Origin of the sequence: Ensifer canadensis (assembly GCF_017488845.2) — a bacterium.
Lineage (GTDB): Bacteria > Pseudomonadota > Alphaproteobacteria > Rhizobiales > Rhizobiaceae > Ensifer > Ensifer canadensis.
Map to the genome: position 1 here is coordinate 2192097 of NZ_CP083370.1, position 18823 is coordinate 2210919.

Sequence of the window (18823 nt, forward strand, 5' to 3'; positions counted from 1 at the left end):
TGGGCTTTCGATGGCGGCGTTTCGAGCCGCCATTTCCTTACGAGTCCTCGCCGGCGGCCCGATGACCACCTCCCCGCTCGCACGCGGCCGGAGCGGCCACGGGCCGATGACGACCCCTATTCAATGGAGAAGAGTATGAAATTCGGTAGCGATCAGAGAGTCCTTTGGTTGTCGCAAGTCCGTTCGGTCCCGTACCGGGAACGCGTGGAACTGGCGGCTCGCCACGGATACGGCACCATCAGCACCTCGCCGGCCGACTACGACCGGACGCTTGCGAGCGGTCTTTCTCTGACCGACATACGCAACATCGCGTCGGATCACGGAGTTCGCCTTAGTTATCTTGACCCGATGGTTTTCTGGGTCCCGCAAGGTCTTCCGAGCGAAGGTGACGAGGGCCTGATCACCTACCTCGATCGCTCGCCCGATGATTTCTTTCGCATTGCCGAAGAACTTCAGGTCGACCGCATCCACTTGATTGGGGCCTTCCCCGAAGGCCGCTACTCGATCGCGGAGCTTACTGAATACTATGCTCGGACGTGCCAGCGCGCGGCGACATACGGTCTGAAATGCTTGATTGAAGCAATGCCGCTGTGGGGCTTGCGAAAGGTGGAAGAAGTCCACCAGATCGTCCGGGACGCCGCGCAGCCTAACAGCGGCATCATCTTCGATACGTGGCACTACACGCGTGCCGGTCGTAACGACAAGATCATCGCCGAAATACCCGCAGGTATGATCGACACCGTCCAGATAGCCGATGGCACCAAAGTGGCTCCAGCAGGCCGTTCCAATGTCATTGACTGCCTCTCGTACAGGGTTCCGATCGGCGACGGCGAATTGGCGAACAAGGATATCCTTGAACTCCTAAGGGATGCCGGCCATCTCACGAGCGTCGGTCCGGAGATTTTCTCGGCCGCTCTCGATAAGCTTCCCGGCGAGGAGATCATGGCTCTCATCCAACCGGGCTTCGACTCCCTACTGGAATCCCTCTAGCGTTAGGCTCGGGGGCGGATAGTTTCCGGCCCTCGCTGCTGCGACGGATGCATGCCGGTCATACGAAGAAGCAGTCGATCTTGGCCCTTCCAAGGCTGAAATCCTCGAAGCACTCCTTTTCGCTCCTAACGCTGAAGAAGCGCTGATCATCCCCCGGCGTTTTCGGTGCTTGGACGCCCCTTCGATTCAATTGATGCACCAATGAAGAGTGCGAGACGGAAGTCACGCACTCGCAATCCTTCGCAGCTTCATGCCCGCTTGTGGCCGCGAAATTGCTCTTGTTTTCGATCCGATATCACAGCTTGACGAGCTGCTTCCCGAAGTTCTCACCCTTCAGCATCCGAATGAAGGCGTGGGGTACGGCCTCGATGCCTTCTGCCACATCCTCCCGCGTCTGAAGCAGCCCTTGCTTATACCACAACAGCAGGTCGCCTAACGCGGTTGCGTATTCACTGTCATGGTCGTCTAGCAGGAAGCCGCTTATGCGTGCCCGGGTAATGAGCGTCCTCCTTAAATGCCTCAGGCCGATATCAGGTTGCTCGAGTCGGTCGGCCAAGGCCATGGTTCCGACAACCACTACTCTGCCGAAGGTGTTTAGATTCAACATTGCCGCGTCGTGGATGGGCCCAGCGGTGTTGTCAATGAAGACATCCACGCCTTTGGGACAAGCGCCGGCAACATCCGCAACGAGATTGGTAGAGGCCCTGTGATTGACGCCTGTTCGGTATCCCAACTCCTTGCACCACGCCAGCTTCTCATCGGAACCGGCGACAGCGACGGGGTCAAATCCTTTGATCCGCGCGATTTGTCCCGCGATCTGCCCCACCGCCCCGGAGGCGGCAGAGATCAACACTGTTTCACCTGGTTTAGGATGCCCCGTCTTCAGTAGTGCGAAATACGCAGTGAGACCCGGCATGCCGAGATAGCTGAGCGCCGACTGCATCGGAGCGTCAGTAGTCGTCACCAGCTTTGCTGAGGTGGCGTCGATAACGCTGTATGGCTGCCAACCGAAGTAGTCGCTCATCACGAGGTCGCCGGGCATAAATTCCGCGGATTCCGACGTCACAACCTCGCCGATTCCGCCGCCTCGCATCATGTCGCCGACTTGGAAACCAGCGGCGTAGTTCTTTGCCGGGCTGATGCGGCCGCGCATATAGGGGTCCACCGAGAGCCACAACGTTTTCACCAAAAGCGCTCCCCCCGCCGCCGAAGGAATGGGGCGGTCTTCCAGAATCCAATTCTCTGCCCTCGGCATTCCGGAAGGGTAGCTCCGAAGTATCCAGCTCGGGTTGGTGGCCATTACGTTCTCCTTATATCATCCGGTGCTGTAACAGATGCATAAATTCGCACCGCATGATAATTAGGTCCGCGTAAGAAACATTGTTTTGAAATTCGGAAGAATGCCAAATGGACTTGGTTGAAGCCATGAGGGTCGCCGTCTCAGTTGCGCAGCGCAAGAGCTTCATTTCTGCGAGCCGTGATTTGGACCTTTCCGCCCCATCAGTGAGCCGGATCGTTGCTGACCTGGAGGCTGACCTGGGCGTCCGGCTTTTTAACCGCACGACCAGGCAGCTTAGTTTGACCGATGCGGGGATGGAGTTCGTACAGAAGAGTGCGGGGCTTCTGGAGGAACTCGATCACATGCGGGGTGCGATCCGAGACCGCAACGCAGCCCCACGCGGTCAACTCCGCATCTCTTGCGTGACGGCGTTTGGCAATGAGTGCCTTGCACCTGCAATGCCAGAATTCTCCCGTCGGTACCCAGAACTCGACATTTCGATCGACATCGGCAATCGGTTCGTCGATCTCATCCGCGATCACTTCGACGTCGCAGTCAGGGTCGGACCTCTGAGGGATTCATCGTTAATTGCCCAAAAGATATCTGCGCAGCGGATCGTGTTTGTTGCAGCACCTTCCTTCTGCCAGAGGTACGGAACCCCAAAGACAGTCGATGAGCTCGGCTCCTTACCATCGGTCACTCAAGTCAGCGGCGAGTGGGGGCGTACGCATCGGTTCTCTCATCACGGAAAGATCGTTGACTTCGAGGTGCCGCAGCATGTGTCGATGAACTCGGCGAGAGCGGTAAGGAATGCCTGCATCACAGGCTGGGGCTATTCTTTGCTGCCCGACTTCATGGTCGCCAACGATATCGAGGAACACCGTCTGGTGCACCTTCTACCGGATCATGAACCTGTCGAGCAGCCGATCCTCGCCTTCTACGCCCAGCGGCAATACACCCCTGAGAAGGTCAGAGTGTTCGTCGACTATTTAATCGAGGCGTTCAATCCGAAAAATGCGCTGGCACTCGGATGATCTCTCCCAGTAGCGCGATCCTGCCAAGGCGGGTGTCGCGCTAAGCGGTCATTCGGCGGCGAGGATTATTTGTGTCTTTGTTGGCACCCGATCATAGGCCCAAAACGAACATCCGACACTTGTAGCGACCGGCCGACCGCGTGTGGCTCAAAGCGTACTTCTATGCACGCCTTCTGCCGCAAAGCCGTCGGAAAGGCACTCTTCTGACTTGGTCCAGGCCCCCACGCTCCTTGGGACGCGGGGGTATCGGACTCATTTCGAAAATTGGGCGGCGGTTGCTTCAAAGGTACGCTTGGCCATCTCTTGGACCGGAAGCTTGCGAAGCTTCTCACTGAGAATTTCGACGCCCCATGGGCCCTGATACCCGATTTTTTTCACGGCATCGATGAATGCCGGGGGATTCAGAACGCCTTCTCCTGGAAGCTTGCGGTGGTAGATCGTGTCTTCCCAAAGCAGACCGACGACCTCCTGATCGGCATCGTCGAGCTCGATAGAGCTGACATGACGAAGCGGAATCTTGGCAACTTCACCATACGAGATGCCCCCGCGCGCCATATGCCAGATATCCAGCAAGAGGCCGCAATTTGGCTGGTCGGCCTGCTTCACGATCTCCAAGGCAACATCCAACGTCCGTACGTTGCTGAACGGCATGACTTCCAGAGCAATACCTGTCCCGTGCTCGGCGGCCTCTCGACTGACCTGCGCGAAGGCTTCAGCCATGCGCGGTACGTCGGGCGTCATCTCTTCCCTGGTCGGATTGTAAAGGTCGGCCCCGAGGCCGGGAGCAATCTTGATGTCGCGGATTTTGAGTTCTTCCGCCATTTGAAACAGTTCGCGACGCATCTTGTCCGATGCAACGCGACGTTCGCCGTCTTTGTACCAGTCGCCGAGGAACTCGATTTCGAGATGCTTGATTCCGGCTCCCTCGACAATCTTCCTCATCTCTGAATAGCCGATCTTTTCGGCCGTGGCCTTAACGTCCGCATGGATGAGGCCAACGCCTTTCCAACCCGCATTCGCGGCAGCTTCGACGCGCTCGCGAAACGGAATGGGGCTGATTTCGGTGGGCCCGAAGGGATAAATGTCTCCTGCGAGGGTAAAATAGGACGCCAGTAGGTCCGGCACTTCTTTGCTCATTCTCTTCTCCTTCATTCGGCCATCGCAATTTTCCGACGGTCTTGTGGTCGCGCCATAGCGCTCAGCTCAAAGGTACTGTATTTTTTCGAGCGATAAAGGTAGTCTTCTGGCGAGGACCGTTTCCTGCAAGTCTACAATCATCTCCGTGAGAGACGTGCGAATGAATGAGTTCGACCACCTGGGCAGTGTTGCCGCCTTCGTCACCGCAGCTCGAGCCGGAAGCTTCACCGCTGCCGCGGAAAAGCTCGGCGTCTCGAAATCCGCCATCGGGAAGAGCATCGCCCGTCTCGAGGATCGCCTCGGCATGCAACTGTTCAATCGGACCACTCGGAAAATGGTGTTGACCGACGACGGCCAGGCCTACTTCGAAACATGCGCAAGTTCGCTGGACAACATCCTTGGCGTCGAGGCAGCTCTCACGACAAGCAGGCACAACCTCACCGGTCGGCTGCGGATTGACATGCCTGTATCGTTCGGACGCCGCATCATGCTGCCGATCCTGTTGGACATCACCCGCCCCTATCCGCGTCTCCAACTCACGTTGACCTTCACCGACCACGTGGTTGATCCGATCGCTGAGGGCATCGATCTTGTCATCCGCTTCGGCGACCTGGACGATTGCGACGGGCTGATCGCCCGGAAGCTTTCGTCGCAGCGTCTGGTGACCTGCGCGTCTCCCGGCTACCTCGAAAAACACGGCACGCCGCAAACCGTTGACGATCTCGGAGACCACGCCTGCATCGTTGGATATCGACGTGGACGGCCGTTGACTTGGTGGATGGACCTTTATGGCGCAAAGCGCCGATTCCAGCCGCCCGCAACATTCGAGTTCGGCGACGGGGACGCGATAATCGACGCTGCCACGGGTGGGTTTGGCATCTGCCAGTTTCCCCTGTCGCTGGTGCGGAGCCAAATCCAACATGGCGCGCTCGTTCCTGTCCTCGAAAAGTTCTCGACATGCGACGTGGACATCCATGCCGTCTGGCCACGGACCTCGCATCTCAGCCCAAAGATCAGACATGTGGTGGATCGCTTGGTGGAAATTGCCTCCACCGGTGGTCTGGACTAAGCACGCCCGGGGCCGGCCGGGTGTGCTTCGGTTCAAAGTCGGTCAAATGGCCCTGATGCTGCCGCCGTCGACGCCCCAAACAGCAGACGTAACGAACGAAGCCAGGTCGGATGCCAGGAAAACAATCACGTTGGCGACTTCTTCCGGGGTACCGAGACGAGCAAGCGGGAGTTGTCGGAGCTTCATTTCATGCTCAACGGCCGCCTGCGGCTCCATGTTGTAGTGCTTACCCATGGTTTCAGCGAAGCCACCGGGCTTCGTCCAAAACGGCGTCCAAATCGGGCCGGGTGCGACAGCGTTCACGCGAACGTTCGCCCCTTCGGCACGTGCGAGCCCCTTGGTTAGTGCCAACACTGCGGCCTTGGATGCCGAATAGTCGATCGGAACCGGTTCCGGCTGGCGAGCTAGGTCCGAGCCGTTGTTGACGATGCACCCCTTGCGCTCGCGGAGAATGGGGAGAAGATGCCGGGTGGCGCGCACGTAGCTCATGAAATTGAGCTGGAACGTCTTGTCCCAATCGTCGTCCGATAGTTGTTCGAATGTGCGGATCGCGCCGGAACCGACGTTGTTCACCAAGACATCGACGATGCCGCCGGTGGAGTCGAGCAACTGCTCCAGGCCCGACTTCACGCCTTCTCCCGTCATCAGGTCGGCTTTGACCGTGATCGCCTTTCCGCCGGTTGAGGAAATTTCCGTTGCGACTTCGCGAAGTTGCGACTCGTTGATATCGAGCAGGCCAACGGTTGCCCCCTCCTTCGCAAAAGCCACAGCGGTGGCCCTGCCGATGCCCTCCGCAGCACCGGTGATGAAGACGACCTTACCTTTCAAACCGCTTTCCATGTGTTCCTCCACTTTTGTCTGTGTTTTATGGTTAGACCGACGCGCCTTCGGCACCGGTCCGATAATCGAAACTCGTGGTCAGGCCGCCGTCAGCGACGATTTCCGCACCCCGGAGCGCGGTTGCGCCACTGGAGAGCAGGAACATCGCCGATTGGGCGACCTCGGCCGCTTCGAGGATTCGACCTTCCGGCTGACGAGCAGACCGTGTTGCCAGGAACTGCTTGCTGTCGGTTGCCGATTCCAGATGACGCTTGAAGAGGCCAGCAAGCATCGGGCCAGGGCTTAGGACGTTGGTGCGCACGCCATCCCGGGCATGATCGACGGCGACGGTCCGTGCGAGCTGACGAACCGCCGCCTTTGTCGCATTGTAGATGGCAAGCTGTTGTTCAGCGAGGGTCGCGTTGACGCTGGCGACGGCCACGATCGCACCGTTTTTCTTTTCAACCATAAGCGGGACCAATGACTTCATGGCCAACACCGTGCCGGTGATATTCACGTGCATTGCGCGCGCCAGGATGTCCGCGGTCACCTCAGTCACATCGCAGACGTCGAGAATGGCGGCCGATGTCACCAGGCCCAGCGACGATGCGTTTTCGGTTCGCAAATGATCGACGACCTTGTCCCAGGTTGCCTGTGCGCCGACGTCGCCTGCGATGTGGGTGTAGGCCGCGTGCGATGAGAGGTTTTCCTGGGCACCGGCGACATCCACGCCGACTGTGGCGACCCCATTCTGAAGCAGGAGGCGGCACAGCTCATGTCCGAGACCGGACGACGCGCCGGTCACGACGACCGTCTGGGGAAGTGAAAACTGAACGACTGGAGAGGTCACGAGCTTGGCTCCTTACTTGGTGTCTTTTTTACTGGCGAGAACGAATTCCCAGTTCACCGACCAGAACGGTTCATCGAACTCGAGCGCTTGGGCTCGGTCCGCGTCCGTGACCCGCTCGAATTTGGCGATCAGCGAATCCTTCACGCCGAACACGGCGTCCTGGTCGAGATACTCGCAATCCGGCGAGAAGATGTGGGTGATGACCGGGTCGTATCCTTCGGCGCTGACGATGAAATGGATATGCGCCGCGCGATTTGGGTGCCGGCCGAGCGCACCCAAGAGCTTCCCGACAGGGCCGTCATCCGGGATCGGATAGAACCGGGGCTTCGAGGATCGGTACCAGTATTCGCCGGCCTCATTTGTCGTGAACACGCCGCGAAGGTTCCAGTCCGGCTGAACGCCCTTTTGCTGGACGTCATAGAAACCGTCGTCGTTGGTCTGCCAAACGTCGACCAGCGCCCCGGCAATTGGCTTCCCATCCGTGTCGAGGACCCTGCCCGTTACGACAAGAGGTTCGCCTTTTCCATCAAGGCAGATGTTTGTGCCGTGATCGTAGCGAGGAGCTTCGGGAACATAGAACGGCCCGAGAATGGTGTTCTCGGTGGCTCCGCTCGGACGGCGGTGGTTGATCGAATCGACCAGCATTGAAACGCCAAGGACATCGGACAGCAAGATGTATTCCTGTCGCCAGTCCGTGCACATCTGCCCTACTGCGGTAAGGAACTTGATCGCTGTGAGCCACTCTTCATGCGTCGGCTCGATTTCTTTTACAGCAGCGTGAAGGTGTTTGACGATTGTTCCCATGACCTCGCGCAGGCGTGGGTCAGCTTCCTGCCCCATCCGCGCGTTAACCACCTCCGCCGAGGCCTCCTCCGTGAAGTACGGGTATTGGGGGGCTTTCGCCTTGACGTGTCCTTCTCCCGACATTTCGTTCCTCCTGATGTCTGCTTAGCTGCGGTCCGTGGCAGGGGCGTCACCTGCATAGGCCCGGCTGATCAGCCCGCGCAGGGCGGCCTGCTCCAAAGGCTGGGGATTCCAATAGGGGTTGGTAAGTGCCCGGTCGGTAGCGGTATCGATCCCGGATTCCGGCATGCCGAGGTCAGCGAGGGCGCGCTTCGCGCCGATACGTCCAGCCAAATCGTAGAGCGCACGAGCGGGGTCGTCGGTCTTGAGACGATCCGACAAGCTCTTCATGACGTCAGGGATCGCCGGCGCATTGTAGGCAAGTGCATGCGGCAACACGATTGTATGGGTCTCGGCGTGCGGCAGATCAAAGGTTCCGCCAATCGTGTGGCACAGCTTGTGGTGCAACGCCATGCCGACCGACCCAAGGCAAATACCGCAGAGCCATGCGCCATAGAGCGCCTTTGCCCGCGCATCCGAATTCTTTGGGTCGTCCGCGATGATCGGCAGCGCCTCATAGAGAGCCCCGATGGCCTCCAAAGCCATCATCGAGATGATGGGATTGGTTTCCCTCGCGTAGAGTGCCTCAACCGCATGGGCGATAGCATTCATGCCGCTCGTCCCTGACAGACCCGCGGGCAGCGTCAGCGTCAGATCGACGTCGTAGATCACCACCTCCGGGAGGATTTTCGGGCTGCTCTGCGTGACCTTGTTGCCGTCTTTCGTTTCGCCGAGGATCGGGGTCATCTCCGATCCTGCGTAGGTGGTAGGCGCGACGATCTGAGGAAGGTCGGTTCGAAGGGCCAGAGCCTTGGCCAGCCCCGTCGTTGATCCACCGCCAACTGCGACCAGTCCATCGATGCCTTTGTCTTTCACGACCTGCAAAGCGGTTTCGGTCACCGAAACGGGTGTGTGCATTACCGCGCCTGCGAAGATTCCGGCGCAGCGATCGCCGATGAGCTCAGCCAGCCTCTTTGCGTCTTCTTCCTGCGGAGGAGTTGCCAGAACGAGAACGTTGTTGAGTCCGAGCCGTTCAACTTCCGCCGGAAGCTGCGCGAGTGTGCCTGATCCGAATATCACCCGAGCCGGTTGTCCGTTGTATGTAAAAGACAGCATTTCCAAATCCGTTGGTTGCGATGTTGCCGAGCGATGAACGCCCCCTATGCGCGATTGTCCACGCGCATAAGGAAAGGGTGGATGCGGACTTCAGCCCAGACGTTCGCCTTGCTGAAAGGGTCGTTCGCGTTGAAGTCGACGACATCCTGCTTCGTGGCGGCCTCGAACACGAACATGGAGCCGATCATGGTCTCGCCGTCGTCCGCGACCAAAGGGCCCGAGATCACCGTGCTCACCGCCCCCGGTGCACCGAGGTAGGCCTTATGCGCATCGTAATTCGCGAGCCTCATCGGCAGGCCGTCTTCGTGATCGATGCAGTGAACTACAAAACGCATGAAAGCCCTCCCACGATGTCGATGGCGGTCGGCGTTTGTCCGACCGCCATTCAATAGAATTACTTCTTGCCGGCCGCGGCGTAGCAATCCTTGACGTTTGCCTTCGTGATGACTTCATGAGGCAGATAGCGGGTCTTCTCACCCATCTTGCCGTCGAGAACGTCGGCGACAGCCTTGGCGGCGTACTGGCCATCGTCGATCGGCGACTGCAGAACGCTGGCGTACTGGGTGCCGGCTTCGATCGCCGTTATGCCTTCGATGCTGCAGTTGGAGCCGACGAGCACGAGTTTGGCGGGATCGATGTTCGCGCGCTGGGCGGCGACGATCACGCCAGCGAGCATGTTATCCGCCTGGGCGTAGACGCCCTTGATCTTGTCGCCATACTGCGTGAACAGCGACGAAGCCGCCTCCGTGGCCTTCGTCTGATCCCAGTTTCCGGGCTGTGAACCCGCGATCTTGATAGGCGACTTGTTCGCTTCGAGGGTCTTGGAGAAACCGTCGAGGCGCTGGATTTGTGGCGGCGTACCCGGCTGGCCTACGATGACAAAGACGTCACCGCTTTCGATGCCCCGTTCCTTGAAGCCCTGCTCCATGGCCTTGGCGGCGCTTTCCCCGTTGCCGGTGTCGTTGGGGCCGGTAAACACATCCCAGTACTTCTCGTACTTCTGGTCGGGCATCGAGTTGGTCAAAACCAGCGGAATGCCCGCGTTCTTGATCTTGCGAAGCGAAGGAACAATTGCGCTGGCGTCGGCCGCCCAGAGTACGATCGCGTCCGGCTTTTGTCCGATTGCCTGATCGACCTGCGATGCTTGTTCCGCCGGATCGAAGTTCGTGATCTTGACCTCAATGTCCAGGCCGAGCTTGGCGGCCTCTTCCTTGAACGCGGTCTGATGGATTGAGCAATAGGAGCATTCTTCCGAAACCGTCAGCAGGATTACCTTTGATCCCTTTGCCGCTGCGAAGCTCTCAACAGTTGGCAATATCGGGCTTGAAACCGTCGCCAAGAACGTTGCAGCCGCGCACATCTTTAGAAACTTGTGCATTTCCATTCCTCCCTGGGGTTGAAGCGTGCGGCCGATACTGGCCAGCGTGTCGCTGTGGTCTGCCCAGCACAGATCACGAACCTGAAGCGTAAAGTTGACGAGCTCTCCGATCCTTCGCGTCGGCGAGAAGCCTCCGGACGAGATGACCGTCCGCAAGAACAACGGCGAGAAGCACCAACCCATTCGTTAGAAGGATCGCGGCGGCGTTCGCACCGAGGAGGCTCATGCCGTTGTTGAGAGTGGCGAGAATGAATACGCCCACAAGAACGCCTCCGGCTCCGCCGACACCCCCGGCCAAGGCAACTCCGCCGAGGATTGCGGCGGATGCCGCCTGGATCATGATATTGGCTCCCATCTGGGCTGACGCCGTCGCCAGGCTCAGCGAAAGCAGTGAGCCAGCCAACGCGGCGCAGATGCCCGAGAGGCAAAACACGATGCCCAGAGAGAGCCCTACGCGTGCACCTGCCGCGACCGCGACGCGGCGTTTGCTGCCGGTCACGATGATGTCCCGCCCGCTGCGGGTGTAGCGTAACAGGGCAAAAACCAAAGCAAACGCGACAAAGGTAATGATACTGCGCACTGAGAGGATGGCGAAGACCGGGTCGTCAAGGAATTCGCCGGCATCGAAATTATCCGAGCTAACCACTCGCCCATCGGCAAGCCAGTAGGCGAGACCGGAAAGGGCCATCATCGTGCCGACGGTGACGACGAGGGACGAAATATTCAGCCGCCAGAAGATCGCCGCATTGAGGAAACCGATGACCGCGCCAAAGGACACCGCAAAGAGCACCCCTGTCAGCGCACTGGATTCGCCCATTTTCAGAGTGATCAATCCGCCCACCGCTACCATCGCCCCGACGCTTAGGTCGAACTCGCCTGAGATCATCGTGAGTGAAAGCCCCAGCGTTACCAGCCCGAGAAGAGCGAATGTTTGGAACAGGGCGTAAATGTTGTTGCTGCTCGTGAAATTCGGAACGAATGCAATGAACGCCACTATAAGAGCGGCGAGCAGCAGCGCCCTTCCCGCACCGGAAGCACCGCCGATAGAACGGATGAAGTTGCTAGAACCACTCATCGCTTTTTACCTCCGACGAGAGCGCCGAACACGACGGCGAGAATTACGACCATGCCTTTGACCGCAAGCTGGACCTCGATCGGGAGCCCCTCCACGAGCAGGATGTTGCCGACGACCGCAAGGAAGGCCGCGCCGAACGCCGCATCGAGGATTCTCCCATGGCCGCCGCGGATGGAGACGCCGCCCACCAGGACTGCCGCAATCGCATCGAAGTCGATTCCCGCGCCGAGCTTGAGGTTCCCCTGAGCGGCCTGCGATGCGAAAAGTGCACCGGATAGAGCTGCCAGCATGCCGGCTATCACGAAAGCGATGACCAGCGATCGAGCAATCCTCAGGCCGGCAACCATTGCCGCGTCCCTGTTCAGGCCGATGAGTCTGAGCTCGCGTCCAAATCTCGATCTTTGGACAATGAAGTCCGCGGCAAAAGCTATGAGGAAGAACAACACGACCTGATTGGGCAGGAAGGAAAGAAACTTGCCGACAGCAAGCCAACTCGCGTCACCTTCGCCAACTATAGTCAGGCCACCCGAGTACCAAGCACCGAAGCCCATGACGATCGAGGAAATAGCGATCGTCGCAATGATCGGGTTCGCCCCTGCGATACCGACCACCACACCTTGGACGAGGCCGATCCCCGCGCCAACGAGCATAACGACAGGGACCGTCGCGGCCAAACCGATGTGAAGGATGGAGGCGAACAATACCGTCGAAATGGCGGCCGTTGCGCCCATGGACAACATGAAGAGGTTGCCGCTCAGGGTAATGAACGCCATGCCCACAGCGGCGATCCCTACCGCTGCCATCGAATACATGATGGCGTTGATGTTGGTCGCAGACAGGAAGTTGTCGATCGACGCCCAACCCCAGATCAGCAAGCCAAGTGTGACCAGCTTGACAGCTGTCGCCTGAACCCTTTCGGGGCGGAAGGCGTCTTTTACAAGATCGCCTACGAAGGTGCTTCGCGCAGTTGCATCCTTCGAAGTTGTCGGAGAAGTGATCATGGTCAAGCCGCAACCTCCTGTGTGCTGGACTCCGGACCGTGCAGAATGTCGCGCAGGACATCGTCCATCGACACTTCCGCGGTAAGCCTGTCAGAGACGACTGAGCCTCGAAAAATCGTGATCACTCGATCGGCGAGCTCGTGAACCTCCTCGATGTCGGTGGTGAAAAACACCAACGACATCCCCCTCCGGGCGAGTTCGCGAAGCTGTTTGTAGATTTCCGTTCTGGCACCGATATCGACGCCGCGGGTCGGTTCGTTAAGAATGAGAACCCGCGGTTCGAGAGCGACTGCCTTTGCGAGAGAGACCTTTTGCTGATTACCACCACTGAGGGTCGAAACGTCGTGGGGAAGACGTCTGGCATCAATCTGGAACTGAGCCGCCAGGTTACGGGCACGCTCGCGGGCCTCCGAACGTCGAACGAGTCCAAAGTGGCTTACGCGGTCGAGGATCGACGAATAGATGTTTGTCTCGATCGGAGCTTCCAGGAAGACGCCTTTACCGGCCCGGTCTTCGGATACGTAAGCGATTGACGCCTTTATCGCATCCGCGATCGAGCGGACTTCCACCACCGACCCATCCAGTTCGATCACGCCAGCGTAACCTGGCCTCAGACCAGCGATCGCTTCCACGACAGCATCTGCACCGGAACCGAGCTGTCCGACTACGGCCAGGACCTCCCCTTCACCAACTTCCACAGACAGTTTCTTGAAGCGGCCGGGGACTGCGAAGTCTCGAAGCTTCAGCCGCGACTTACTCGCGGTAACTGACACGGCCTCGGCGAGTGCATGTCGGCTGCCCACTTCGCGACCGATCATGGCCTGTACCAACTGCTCTGTTGTGAATTCCGTCGTAGGTCTCGTCGTTACCCTTTCGCCGTTCCGGAACACGGTGATGCGGTCGGTAAGCTCGAATACCTCGGGCAACCGGTGACTGATGAAGACGATCGTTGAACCTCGTTCCTTGAGCAAACGCACTGCCTTGAAAACCCGGCGGATTTCGCTGTCGGACAGCGTCGCGGTGGGCTCGTCCAGCATAAGAATTTTCGCCCCACGAACTACGCCGCGTGCGATTTCGACAAGCTGTTGTTCCGCCAGGCTCAACTTCCGGGCAGGTGCGTTCAGGTCAACGTGTGCCAACCCGATTTCGTCCAGCTGGCGTCGAACCGCCTTGGCGTGGGCCGTTCGGCGCAGGAATTCGCCGGCTGCCGGATCGCCGATCAGCACATTGTCGAGAACCGTCAGGTCCGGAATGATCGACAGTTCTTGGTGGACGATGGAAATCAGTCGGGGGTCGGTCCTCTTTCCGGCCTTGAGTTGGACCCCGCCGACGGTGATCTCGCCTTCGGTCGGAGCAACGAGGCCGCCGAGAGTCTTGACCAAGGTGCTCTTGCCAGCGCCGTTCTCGCCGCAGAGACCGTGTATTTCTCCGGCCTGAAGCTCGAAGTCGATGTTTTTGATGGCGACAACGCCACCGTACGTCTTCCGCAGACCACGAACATCAAGAATGGTGCTGTCATTGACGGATGTTTCAGCTGACATGCGCTCCTCCCAAAGCTTGGTCCTTAGACCGTGTAGTCCACCTGGTACCGGGCCGTCCGTACACCCTCTAGCTGCCGGCGGACCTCGAGGTGCGCAGGATGCTCGGCATATGCTGCTAGCGCAGCCTCGTCCTCGAACTCAGTGTAGAGAACCACATCACATGCATAGGAAACGCGACTGACGTCGATACCGACCTCAAGGCTGCGAAGGCCGGGAACCCGCCCAATCAGCCCTTCGAACCGTGCTTTGACGTCGGCTGCTGCTGAGAGCTTCTGCTCGACATCTTCCCCCTGCACGTTCCACATCACAATGTGTTTGATCATGGATAATTCCTTTGAATAGGCTGCTATTATTTGAGGGGCGAAACGGCTCAGCGAAGAGGCACGCGGCGAACTAGGCCTTGCCTCTCGCCCTCGATCTGAACTGCTGTCTGAACCTCCACAACGTCGCGCCTCCACACGATTGAAACTAGAATACGAAATAGGGGACCGGGAAAAAGTGCCGCAGTCGGGAATGTCTTTCCCAATTGACGGGACAGTCGGCTGCGAACTGCGGCAAAATAAAAGGCGGCTGTCGATGAAACAGCCGCCTGATGGGATTGTCTTCAATCAAATGGGGCCGAACTTCGCTCCCGGATCAGACCGACCGCGTTGAAACGAGGATTTTCATTTTTCCACCCGCAGGGTCGAGAAGCGGCTTGAAGCCACGCTCTACGACCTCTTCCAGCGAAATCTCGTCATCAACAATCCGTTCTGCCGGAAACAAGCCAGACTTCATCATCTCGAACACGCGCGGCCAGATCGTAAGGGGGTAGTTCAGTGACCCGCGGAGCGTGATGTCCCGCATCGTCAGGTCGAAGGGGTCTATCTCTGCCTTGACGCCCATCAAGCCAACCTGAACAACGATCCCCTGTGCTCGTACCGCCGCTATGCACGACTGCAGCGCCCGTGGATTGCCCGCACATTCGACCGCAGCATCAACGCCAACTCCTTCTTCCGTGTTGGCTTTGATCTCGCCCATGAAGCCGGCGGCCGTGGGGTCCAGGAGTATCGCATCAGACGAAATCTTGGAGAGCCGCTTTCGACGATTTACATTGGGCTCACTAACGAATATCCGACTTGCTCCAGCAGCCCGAGCCGCCAGAACCATGAGCGCTCCGATGGGACCCGCCCCGGTAATCAGAATACTACCCCCCGGCCCGATACCGGAACGGTCGATCGCGTGGACAGCAACCGCGGCGGGTTCAATGAGTGCGCCTTGTTGATCGGTGATGTAGTCCGGCATTTTGATCGCGTTATACTCATTAACGATGGCGCGCTCCGCCATGCCTCCCCAAGGCCAACTCAGACCGACGACAGACGCTTTAGGCCCAAGAAACGAAAGGTTTTGCCGACCGTAATAGTCATAACGAGGTCCTATCTGCGGCTGGATCGAGACACGGTCACCTGGCTTGACCGATTCCACGCCCTCGCCCACCGCGACGACTTTCGCGGCGAACTCGTGCCCCAGAATCTGCGGCAGCACCGCACCGCTGTAAACGTTCGGCGTTTTCGGCGTGAAGATCGGACCGCTCTCGTACTCGTGCAAATCGGTGCCGCAGATACCGCAAAAGGTCGGGCCGACGAGGACCTGCCCATGCACTATTTCTGTCGGCTCTGGAATTCGTTCAACGCGAACGTCGTGCTTATCGTACAAGCGCGCGGCTTTCATTGGTCTCCTCCTGTGGCTGTGCCGTTACTCCGCACCACGTTTTGCGGCGAGCGTATCGCGACAATAGGCTTGAGCCCCACGGGAAAAAGATTGATAGTTGAGAAACACTTTCCCACTTGCCGCAAAAGTCATTCACATGGATAAATGGAACGAGATAGAAGTCTTCACGCACGTTGCTGAACTTGGCAGCGTCAGCAAGGCAGCGGAGGCTCTTGGAATGTCGGTGTCGGCCACTAGCCGCCACCTGATTTCTTTGGAGGAGCGCCTCAACGTCCGCCTCATCCAACGCACAACCCGCCAGCTCTACCTGACGGTAGAGGGCGAAAAATTCTACGGCAGAAGCAAAGACTTCTTACAGGGCATGAAAGAGGCCGAGCAGACCATCTCGGAGGTGGCCCTTAATCCGACAGGATTGCTTCGCATTAGCGCCTCCCTGTCCTTCTGCTTGCTTCACCTGAACCCGATCATCGCCGAGTTCACCAAGCTCTATCCCAAAGTCACCTTCGACGTCGTCTCGTCGAACCGCTACTACGATATCATCGAAAATGGCGTGGACGTCGCTATTCGAACCCGCCGGGTCGAGGCTGATTCATCCATCACCATCCGTCGACTTGCCGAAACCCGGCGTCTCTTGGCGGCGTCGCCTACATACCTCGAGCGCAGAGGTGTCCCCCAGGTACCAGACGATCTAAAGGCGCACGACCTTATCCTTTACACCCTCGCCGACAATTGGAACGAACTGACCTTTAGGCAAGGGAATGAGACGGTGACCGTTCCGGTGACGGGTATGATCAATTCGAACGACGGCCAGATCATCGTCAAAGCGGGTCTGGACGGTCTCGGGATCATGGCCCAGCCTACGTACATCATCCAAGAGCACCTAGAGGCTGGGCGTTTGGTGCGAGTTCTCGATGACTGGGACCTCCCTCGCCTCACGATGAACATTGCCTTCCCCACGCGCGCCCATCTGCCGGCTAGAACAAGGCTGTTTGTCGACTACCTCGTGAAAACCTTCCGGGAACGAGCCTACGAATCCATTTGGACTCAATGAATTATCCCGCTCAACGGGAAGATGTTTCTCATTGTGTGGGCTTTTTGCCGATGCGGAGGTGTTAAATAGTTGCCAACGCGTAGTCGCAAGGAGGCGGCACGGCATCGAGCGCGTTGGAGGAGATCATGCGTCTAAAAGACAAGGTTTGCATCGTAACAGGTGGCGCACGCGGAATCGGACGCGCGACGGTCGAGCTCTTCGCAAAGGAAGGCGCAAAGGTCCATGCTTGCGACATTAGTTTTCGAGAGGAGTTCCAGGGCAGCGGTATCCAGAAGCATAAGCTCGATGTTACCGACTTCGCCAACTGGGAACAGGTAGTCAAAGACGTCCTCGCAATCGACGGTCGGATTGATGTCCTCTTCAACAACGCTGGCACCGTCCACTCCTACGACGGTATCGCCGAGATTTCCATTGAGGATTGGAACAAAGTCATCGCTATCAACCAGACCGGCCCCTTCTACGGAATGAAGACTGTCATTCCGCACATGCGGGCGTTGGGCGGCGGATCGATAATCAACACGTCTTCAATCTGGGGCATAGCCGGTGCTGCGGGTGTTTCTGCATACACGGCCTCCAAGGCTGCCGTTCGCCACATGAGCAAGAATGCGGCGCTCACCTATGTCGGTGACAACATAAGGGTGAACTCTATCCATCCCGGCATCATCGGTACACCGATGATTGAAGCCCAGGACGCGGGCATCACTCAGTCGATCGTTGACATCACGCCCATGAAGCGCCTGGGACGACCGGAAGAGATCGCGTTCGGAGCGCTATTCCTTGCCTCCGACGAGTCCAGCTACATGACCGGCGCGGAATTGGTCATCGACGGCGGGTACACGGCACCGTAGTTTCCATCAAGGTCTTCGAAGAATGTCTTATGTTCCTCAAGAACGCGTGATCATCACGTGCGCGGTGACCGGCAACTTGACCCGCCCGGACCAAACGCCGTTCCTGCCGATCACGCCGGAACAAATCGCTACAAGTGCATTGGAAGCCGGCGAAGCGGGAGCGGCAATCGTTCACATTCACGTCCGTGACCCAGAGACCGGCGCGCCGTCAATGTCGATCGATCTCTACCGCGATGTAATGCAACGAATAAGGAAGCATAGGCCCGACCTCCTGGTCAATCTCACCACCGGTCCCGGCGGACGCTTCGTCCCGTCCGAGGGCGACCCGAAGATCGCTGGACCCGGCACCACTCTGCTTCCTCCAGAACAACGGGTACGTCATATCGAGGAGCTACGCCCTGACATTTGCACGCTCGACCTCAATACGATGGTCTCTGGCGGTGAAGTCGTCATCAACCCGCCCCGAAACATTCGGATCATGGCGGAGCGCATCCGCAGAGCCGGCGTTGTGCCCGAGATCGAGCTTTTCGATTCAGGTGACTGCCATCTTGCGCGCGACCTTATTCGGGATCAGACGCTCGCTGGTCCCGGTCTTTTCTCGCTCGTGCTTGGCGTGAAGTACGGGTTCGAGGCGTCACCTGATGCCATGATGTATGCGCGCAGCCTGCTTCCTTCCGGTGCAATCTGGACCGGTTTTGGCATAGGTCGGCACGAATTCCCGATGGTCGCCCAGTCGTGGCTTCTCGGTGGGCACGTTCGCGTGGGAATGGAAGACAACATCTACCTGTCGAAGGGGGTTCTGGCCGAGCGGAACTCGCAGTTGGTAGAACGCGCAGTCGAACTGATCCGAAACCTCGGCGCGCGGCCAGCTACCACCGATGAAGCGCGGACGATGCTCTCGCTATGAACGAATAGTTGCCTCCCAAGGCACCTCCGTGCTCCGCGTCCGCATTCCCTGCCGGACGCGGAGCACATCCTACGTCCCCGGCTCGCTCGGGCGCGCAATCCGGACTCCAAATTGA

19 protein-coding genes are annotated in these 18823 nt (G+C 58.6%); 6 read left to right on the forward strand and 13 right to left on the reverse strand.

Annotated elements, in window-relative coordinates; translation table 11 throughout:
- Positions 1-135 precede the first annotated feature (135 nt).
- Positions 136-990: a sugar phosphate isomerase/epimerase family protein gene (locus J3R84_RS10735; RefSeq protein ID WP_203528299.1), complete on the forward strand. Its 855-nt coding sequence runs from the start codon at positions 136-138 to the stop codon at positions 988-990.
- Positions 991-1285: 295 nt separating this feature from the next.
- Here J3R84_RS10735 and J3R84_RS10740 read toward each other — a convergent pair whose 3' ends face one another.
- On the reverse strand, positions 1286-2290 hold the full coding sequence (locus J3R84_RS10740) for an NADP-dependent oxidoreductase (RefSeq protein ID WP_203528297.1): 1005 nt from the start codon (positions 2288-2290) through the stop codon (positions 1286-1288).
- Between the two features lie 107 nt (positions 2291-2397).
- Here J3R84_RS10740 and J3R84_RS10745 point away from each other — a divergent pair, with 107 nt between their 5' ends.
- Entirely contained in the window at positions 2398-3303 is a 906-nt protein-coding gene (locus J3R84_RS10745) for a LysR family transcriptional regulator (protein WP_203528295.1), read from the forward strand.
- 252 nt (positions 3304-3555) lie between these two features.
- Here J3R84_RS10745 and J3R84_RS10750 read toward each other — a convergent pair whose 3' ends face one another.
- A complete protein-coding gene (locus J3R84_RS10750; RefSeq protein ID WP_203528293.1) occupies positions 3556-4440 on the reverse strand; it encodes a sugar phosphate isomerase/epimerase family protein in 885 nt (294 codons plus the stop codon).
- A 160-nt stretch (positions 4441-4600) separates the two neighbouring features.
- Between J3R84_RS10750 and J3R84_RS10755 the strand changes: the two genes are divergently transcribed.
- Positions 4601-5509: a LysR family transcriptional regulator gene (locus J3R84_RS10755; RefSeq protein ID WP_203528292.1), complete on the forward strand. Its 909-nt coding sequence runs from the start codon at positions 4601-4603 to the stop codon at positions 5507-5509.
- A gap of 42 nt (positions 5510-5551) precedes the next feature.
- On the opposite strand, the gene J3R84_RS10760 is transcribed toward J3R84_RS10755, so the two are convergent.
- The 11 genes from J3R84_RS10760 to J3R84_RS10810 form a co-directional block, all read right to left on the reverse strand.
- The gene (locus J3R84_RS10760; protein ID WP_203528291.1) at positions 5552-6349 is read right to left on the reverse strand and encodes an SDR family NAD(P)-dependent oxidoreductase; all 798 of its coding nucleotides are present in this window, start codon (positions 6347-6349) and stop codon (positions 5552-5554) included.
- A gap of 31 nt (positions 6350-6380) precedes the next feature.
- Positions 6381-7178, reverse strand: coding sequence for an SDR family NAD(P)-dependent oxidoreductase (locus tag J3R84_RS10765; RefSeq protein WP_203528290.1), 798 nt, complete (start codon positions 7176-7178; stop codon positions 6381-6383).
- Between the two features lie 12 nt (positions 7179-7190).
- The gene (locus J3R84_RS10770; protein WP_203528289.1) at positions 7191-8105 is read right to left on the reverse strand and encodes an intradiol ring-cleavage dioxygenase; all 915 of its coding nucleotides are present in this window, start codon (positions 8103-8105) and stop codon (positions 7191-7193) included.
- A gap of 21 nt (positions 8106-8126) precedes the next feature.
- Entirely contained in the window at positions 8127-9197 is a 1071-nt protein-coding gene (locus J3R84_RS10775) for a maleylacetate reductase (protein WP_203528288.1), read from the reverse strand.
- Positions 9198-9241: 44 nt separating this feature from the next.
- Positions 9242-9532, reverse strand: coding sequence for a YciI family protein (locus tag J3R84_RS10780; protein WP_203528287.1), 291 nt, complete (start codon positions 9530-9532; stop codon positions 9242-9244).
- 59 nt (positions 9533-9591) lie between these two features.
- Positions 9592-10575 carry a sugar ABC transporter substrate-binding protein gene (locus tag J3R84_RS10785; RefSeq protein WP_225906333.1) on the reverse strand — a complete coding sequence of 328 codons (984 nt, stop codon included), beginning with the start codon at positions 10573-10575 and terminating at the stop codon, positions 9592-9594.
- Between the two features lie 73 nt (positions 10576-10648).
- Positions 10649-11650 (reverse strand): ABC transporter permease, encoded by a 1002-nt coding sequence (locus J3R84_RS10790; protein ID WP_203528286.1) that lies wholly within the window; start codon positions 11648-11650, stop codon positions 10649-10651.
- Positions 11647-12651, reverse strand: coding sequence for an ABC transporter permease (locus J3R84_RS10795; RefSeq protein WP_225906335.1), 1005 nt, complete (start codon positions 12649-12651; stop codon positions 11647-11649). Before J3R84_RS10795 ends, J3R84_RS10790 begins: the two co-directional genes overlap by 4 nt.
- Positions 12652-12653: 2 nt before the next feature.
- Entirely contained in the window at positions 12654-14192 is a 1539-nt protein-coding gene (locus J3R84_RS10800; RefSeq protein ID WP_203528282.1) for a sugar ABC transporter ATP-binding protein, read from the reverse strand.
- A 23-nt stretch (positions 14193-14215) separates the two neighbouring features.
- Entirely contained in the window at positions 14216-14515 is a 300-nt protein-coding gene (locus J3R84_RS10805; protein ID WP_203528280.1) for a Dabb family protein, read from the reverse strand.
- 313 nt (positions 14516-14828) lie between these two features.
- Positions 14829-15902: a 2,3-butanediol dehydrogenase gene (locus tag J3R84_RS10810; protein ID WP_203528278.1), complete on the reverse strand. Its 1074-nt coding sequence runs from the start codon at positions 15900-15902 to the stop codon at positions 14829-14831.
- 136 nt (positions 15903-16038) lie between these two features.
- Between J3R84_RS10810 and J3R84_RS10815 the strand changes: the two genes are divergently transcribed.
- The 3 genes from J3R84_RS10815 (at position 16039) to J3R84_RS10825 (ending at position 18708) form a co-directional block, all read left to right on the forward strand.
- The gene (locus J3R84_RS10815; RefSeq protein WP_203528277.1) at positions 16039-16953 is read left to right on the forward strand and encodes a LysR family transcriptional regulator; all 915 of its coding nucleotides are present in this window, start codon (positions 16039-16041) and stop codon (positions 16951-16953) included.
- 125 nt (positions 16954-17078) lie between these two features.
- Positions 17079-17801 carry an SDR family NAD(P)-dependent oxidoreductase gene (locus J3R84_RS10820; protein ID WP_203528276.1) on the forward strand — a complete coding sequence of 241 codons (723 nt, stop codon included), beginning with the start codon at positions 17079-17081 and terminating at the stop codon, positions 17799-17801.
- 22 nt (positions 17802-17823) lie between these two features.
- On the forward strand, positions 17824-18708 hold the full coding sequence (locus J3R84_RS10825) for a beta-keto acid cleavage family enzyme (RefSeq protein WP_203528275.1): 885 nt from the start codon (positions 17824-17826) through the stop codon (positions 18706-18708).
- The last annotated feature ends 115 nt before the right edge of the window (positions 18709-18823 follow it).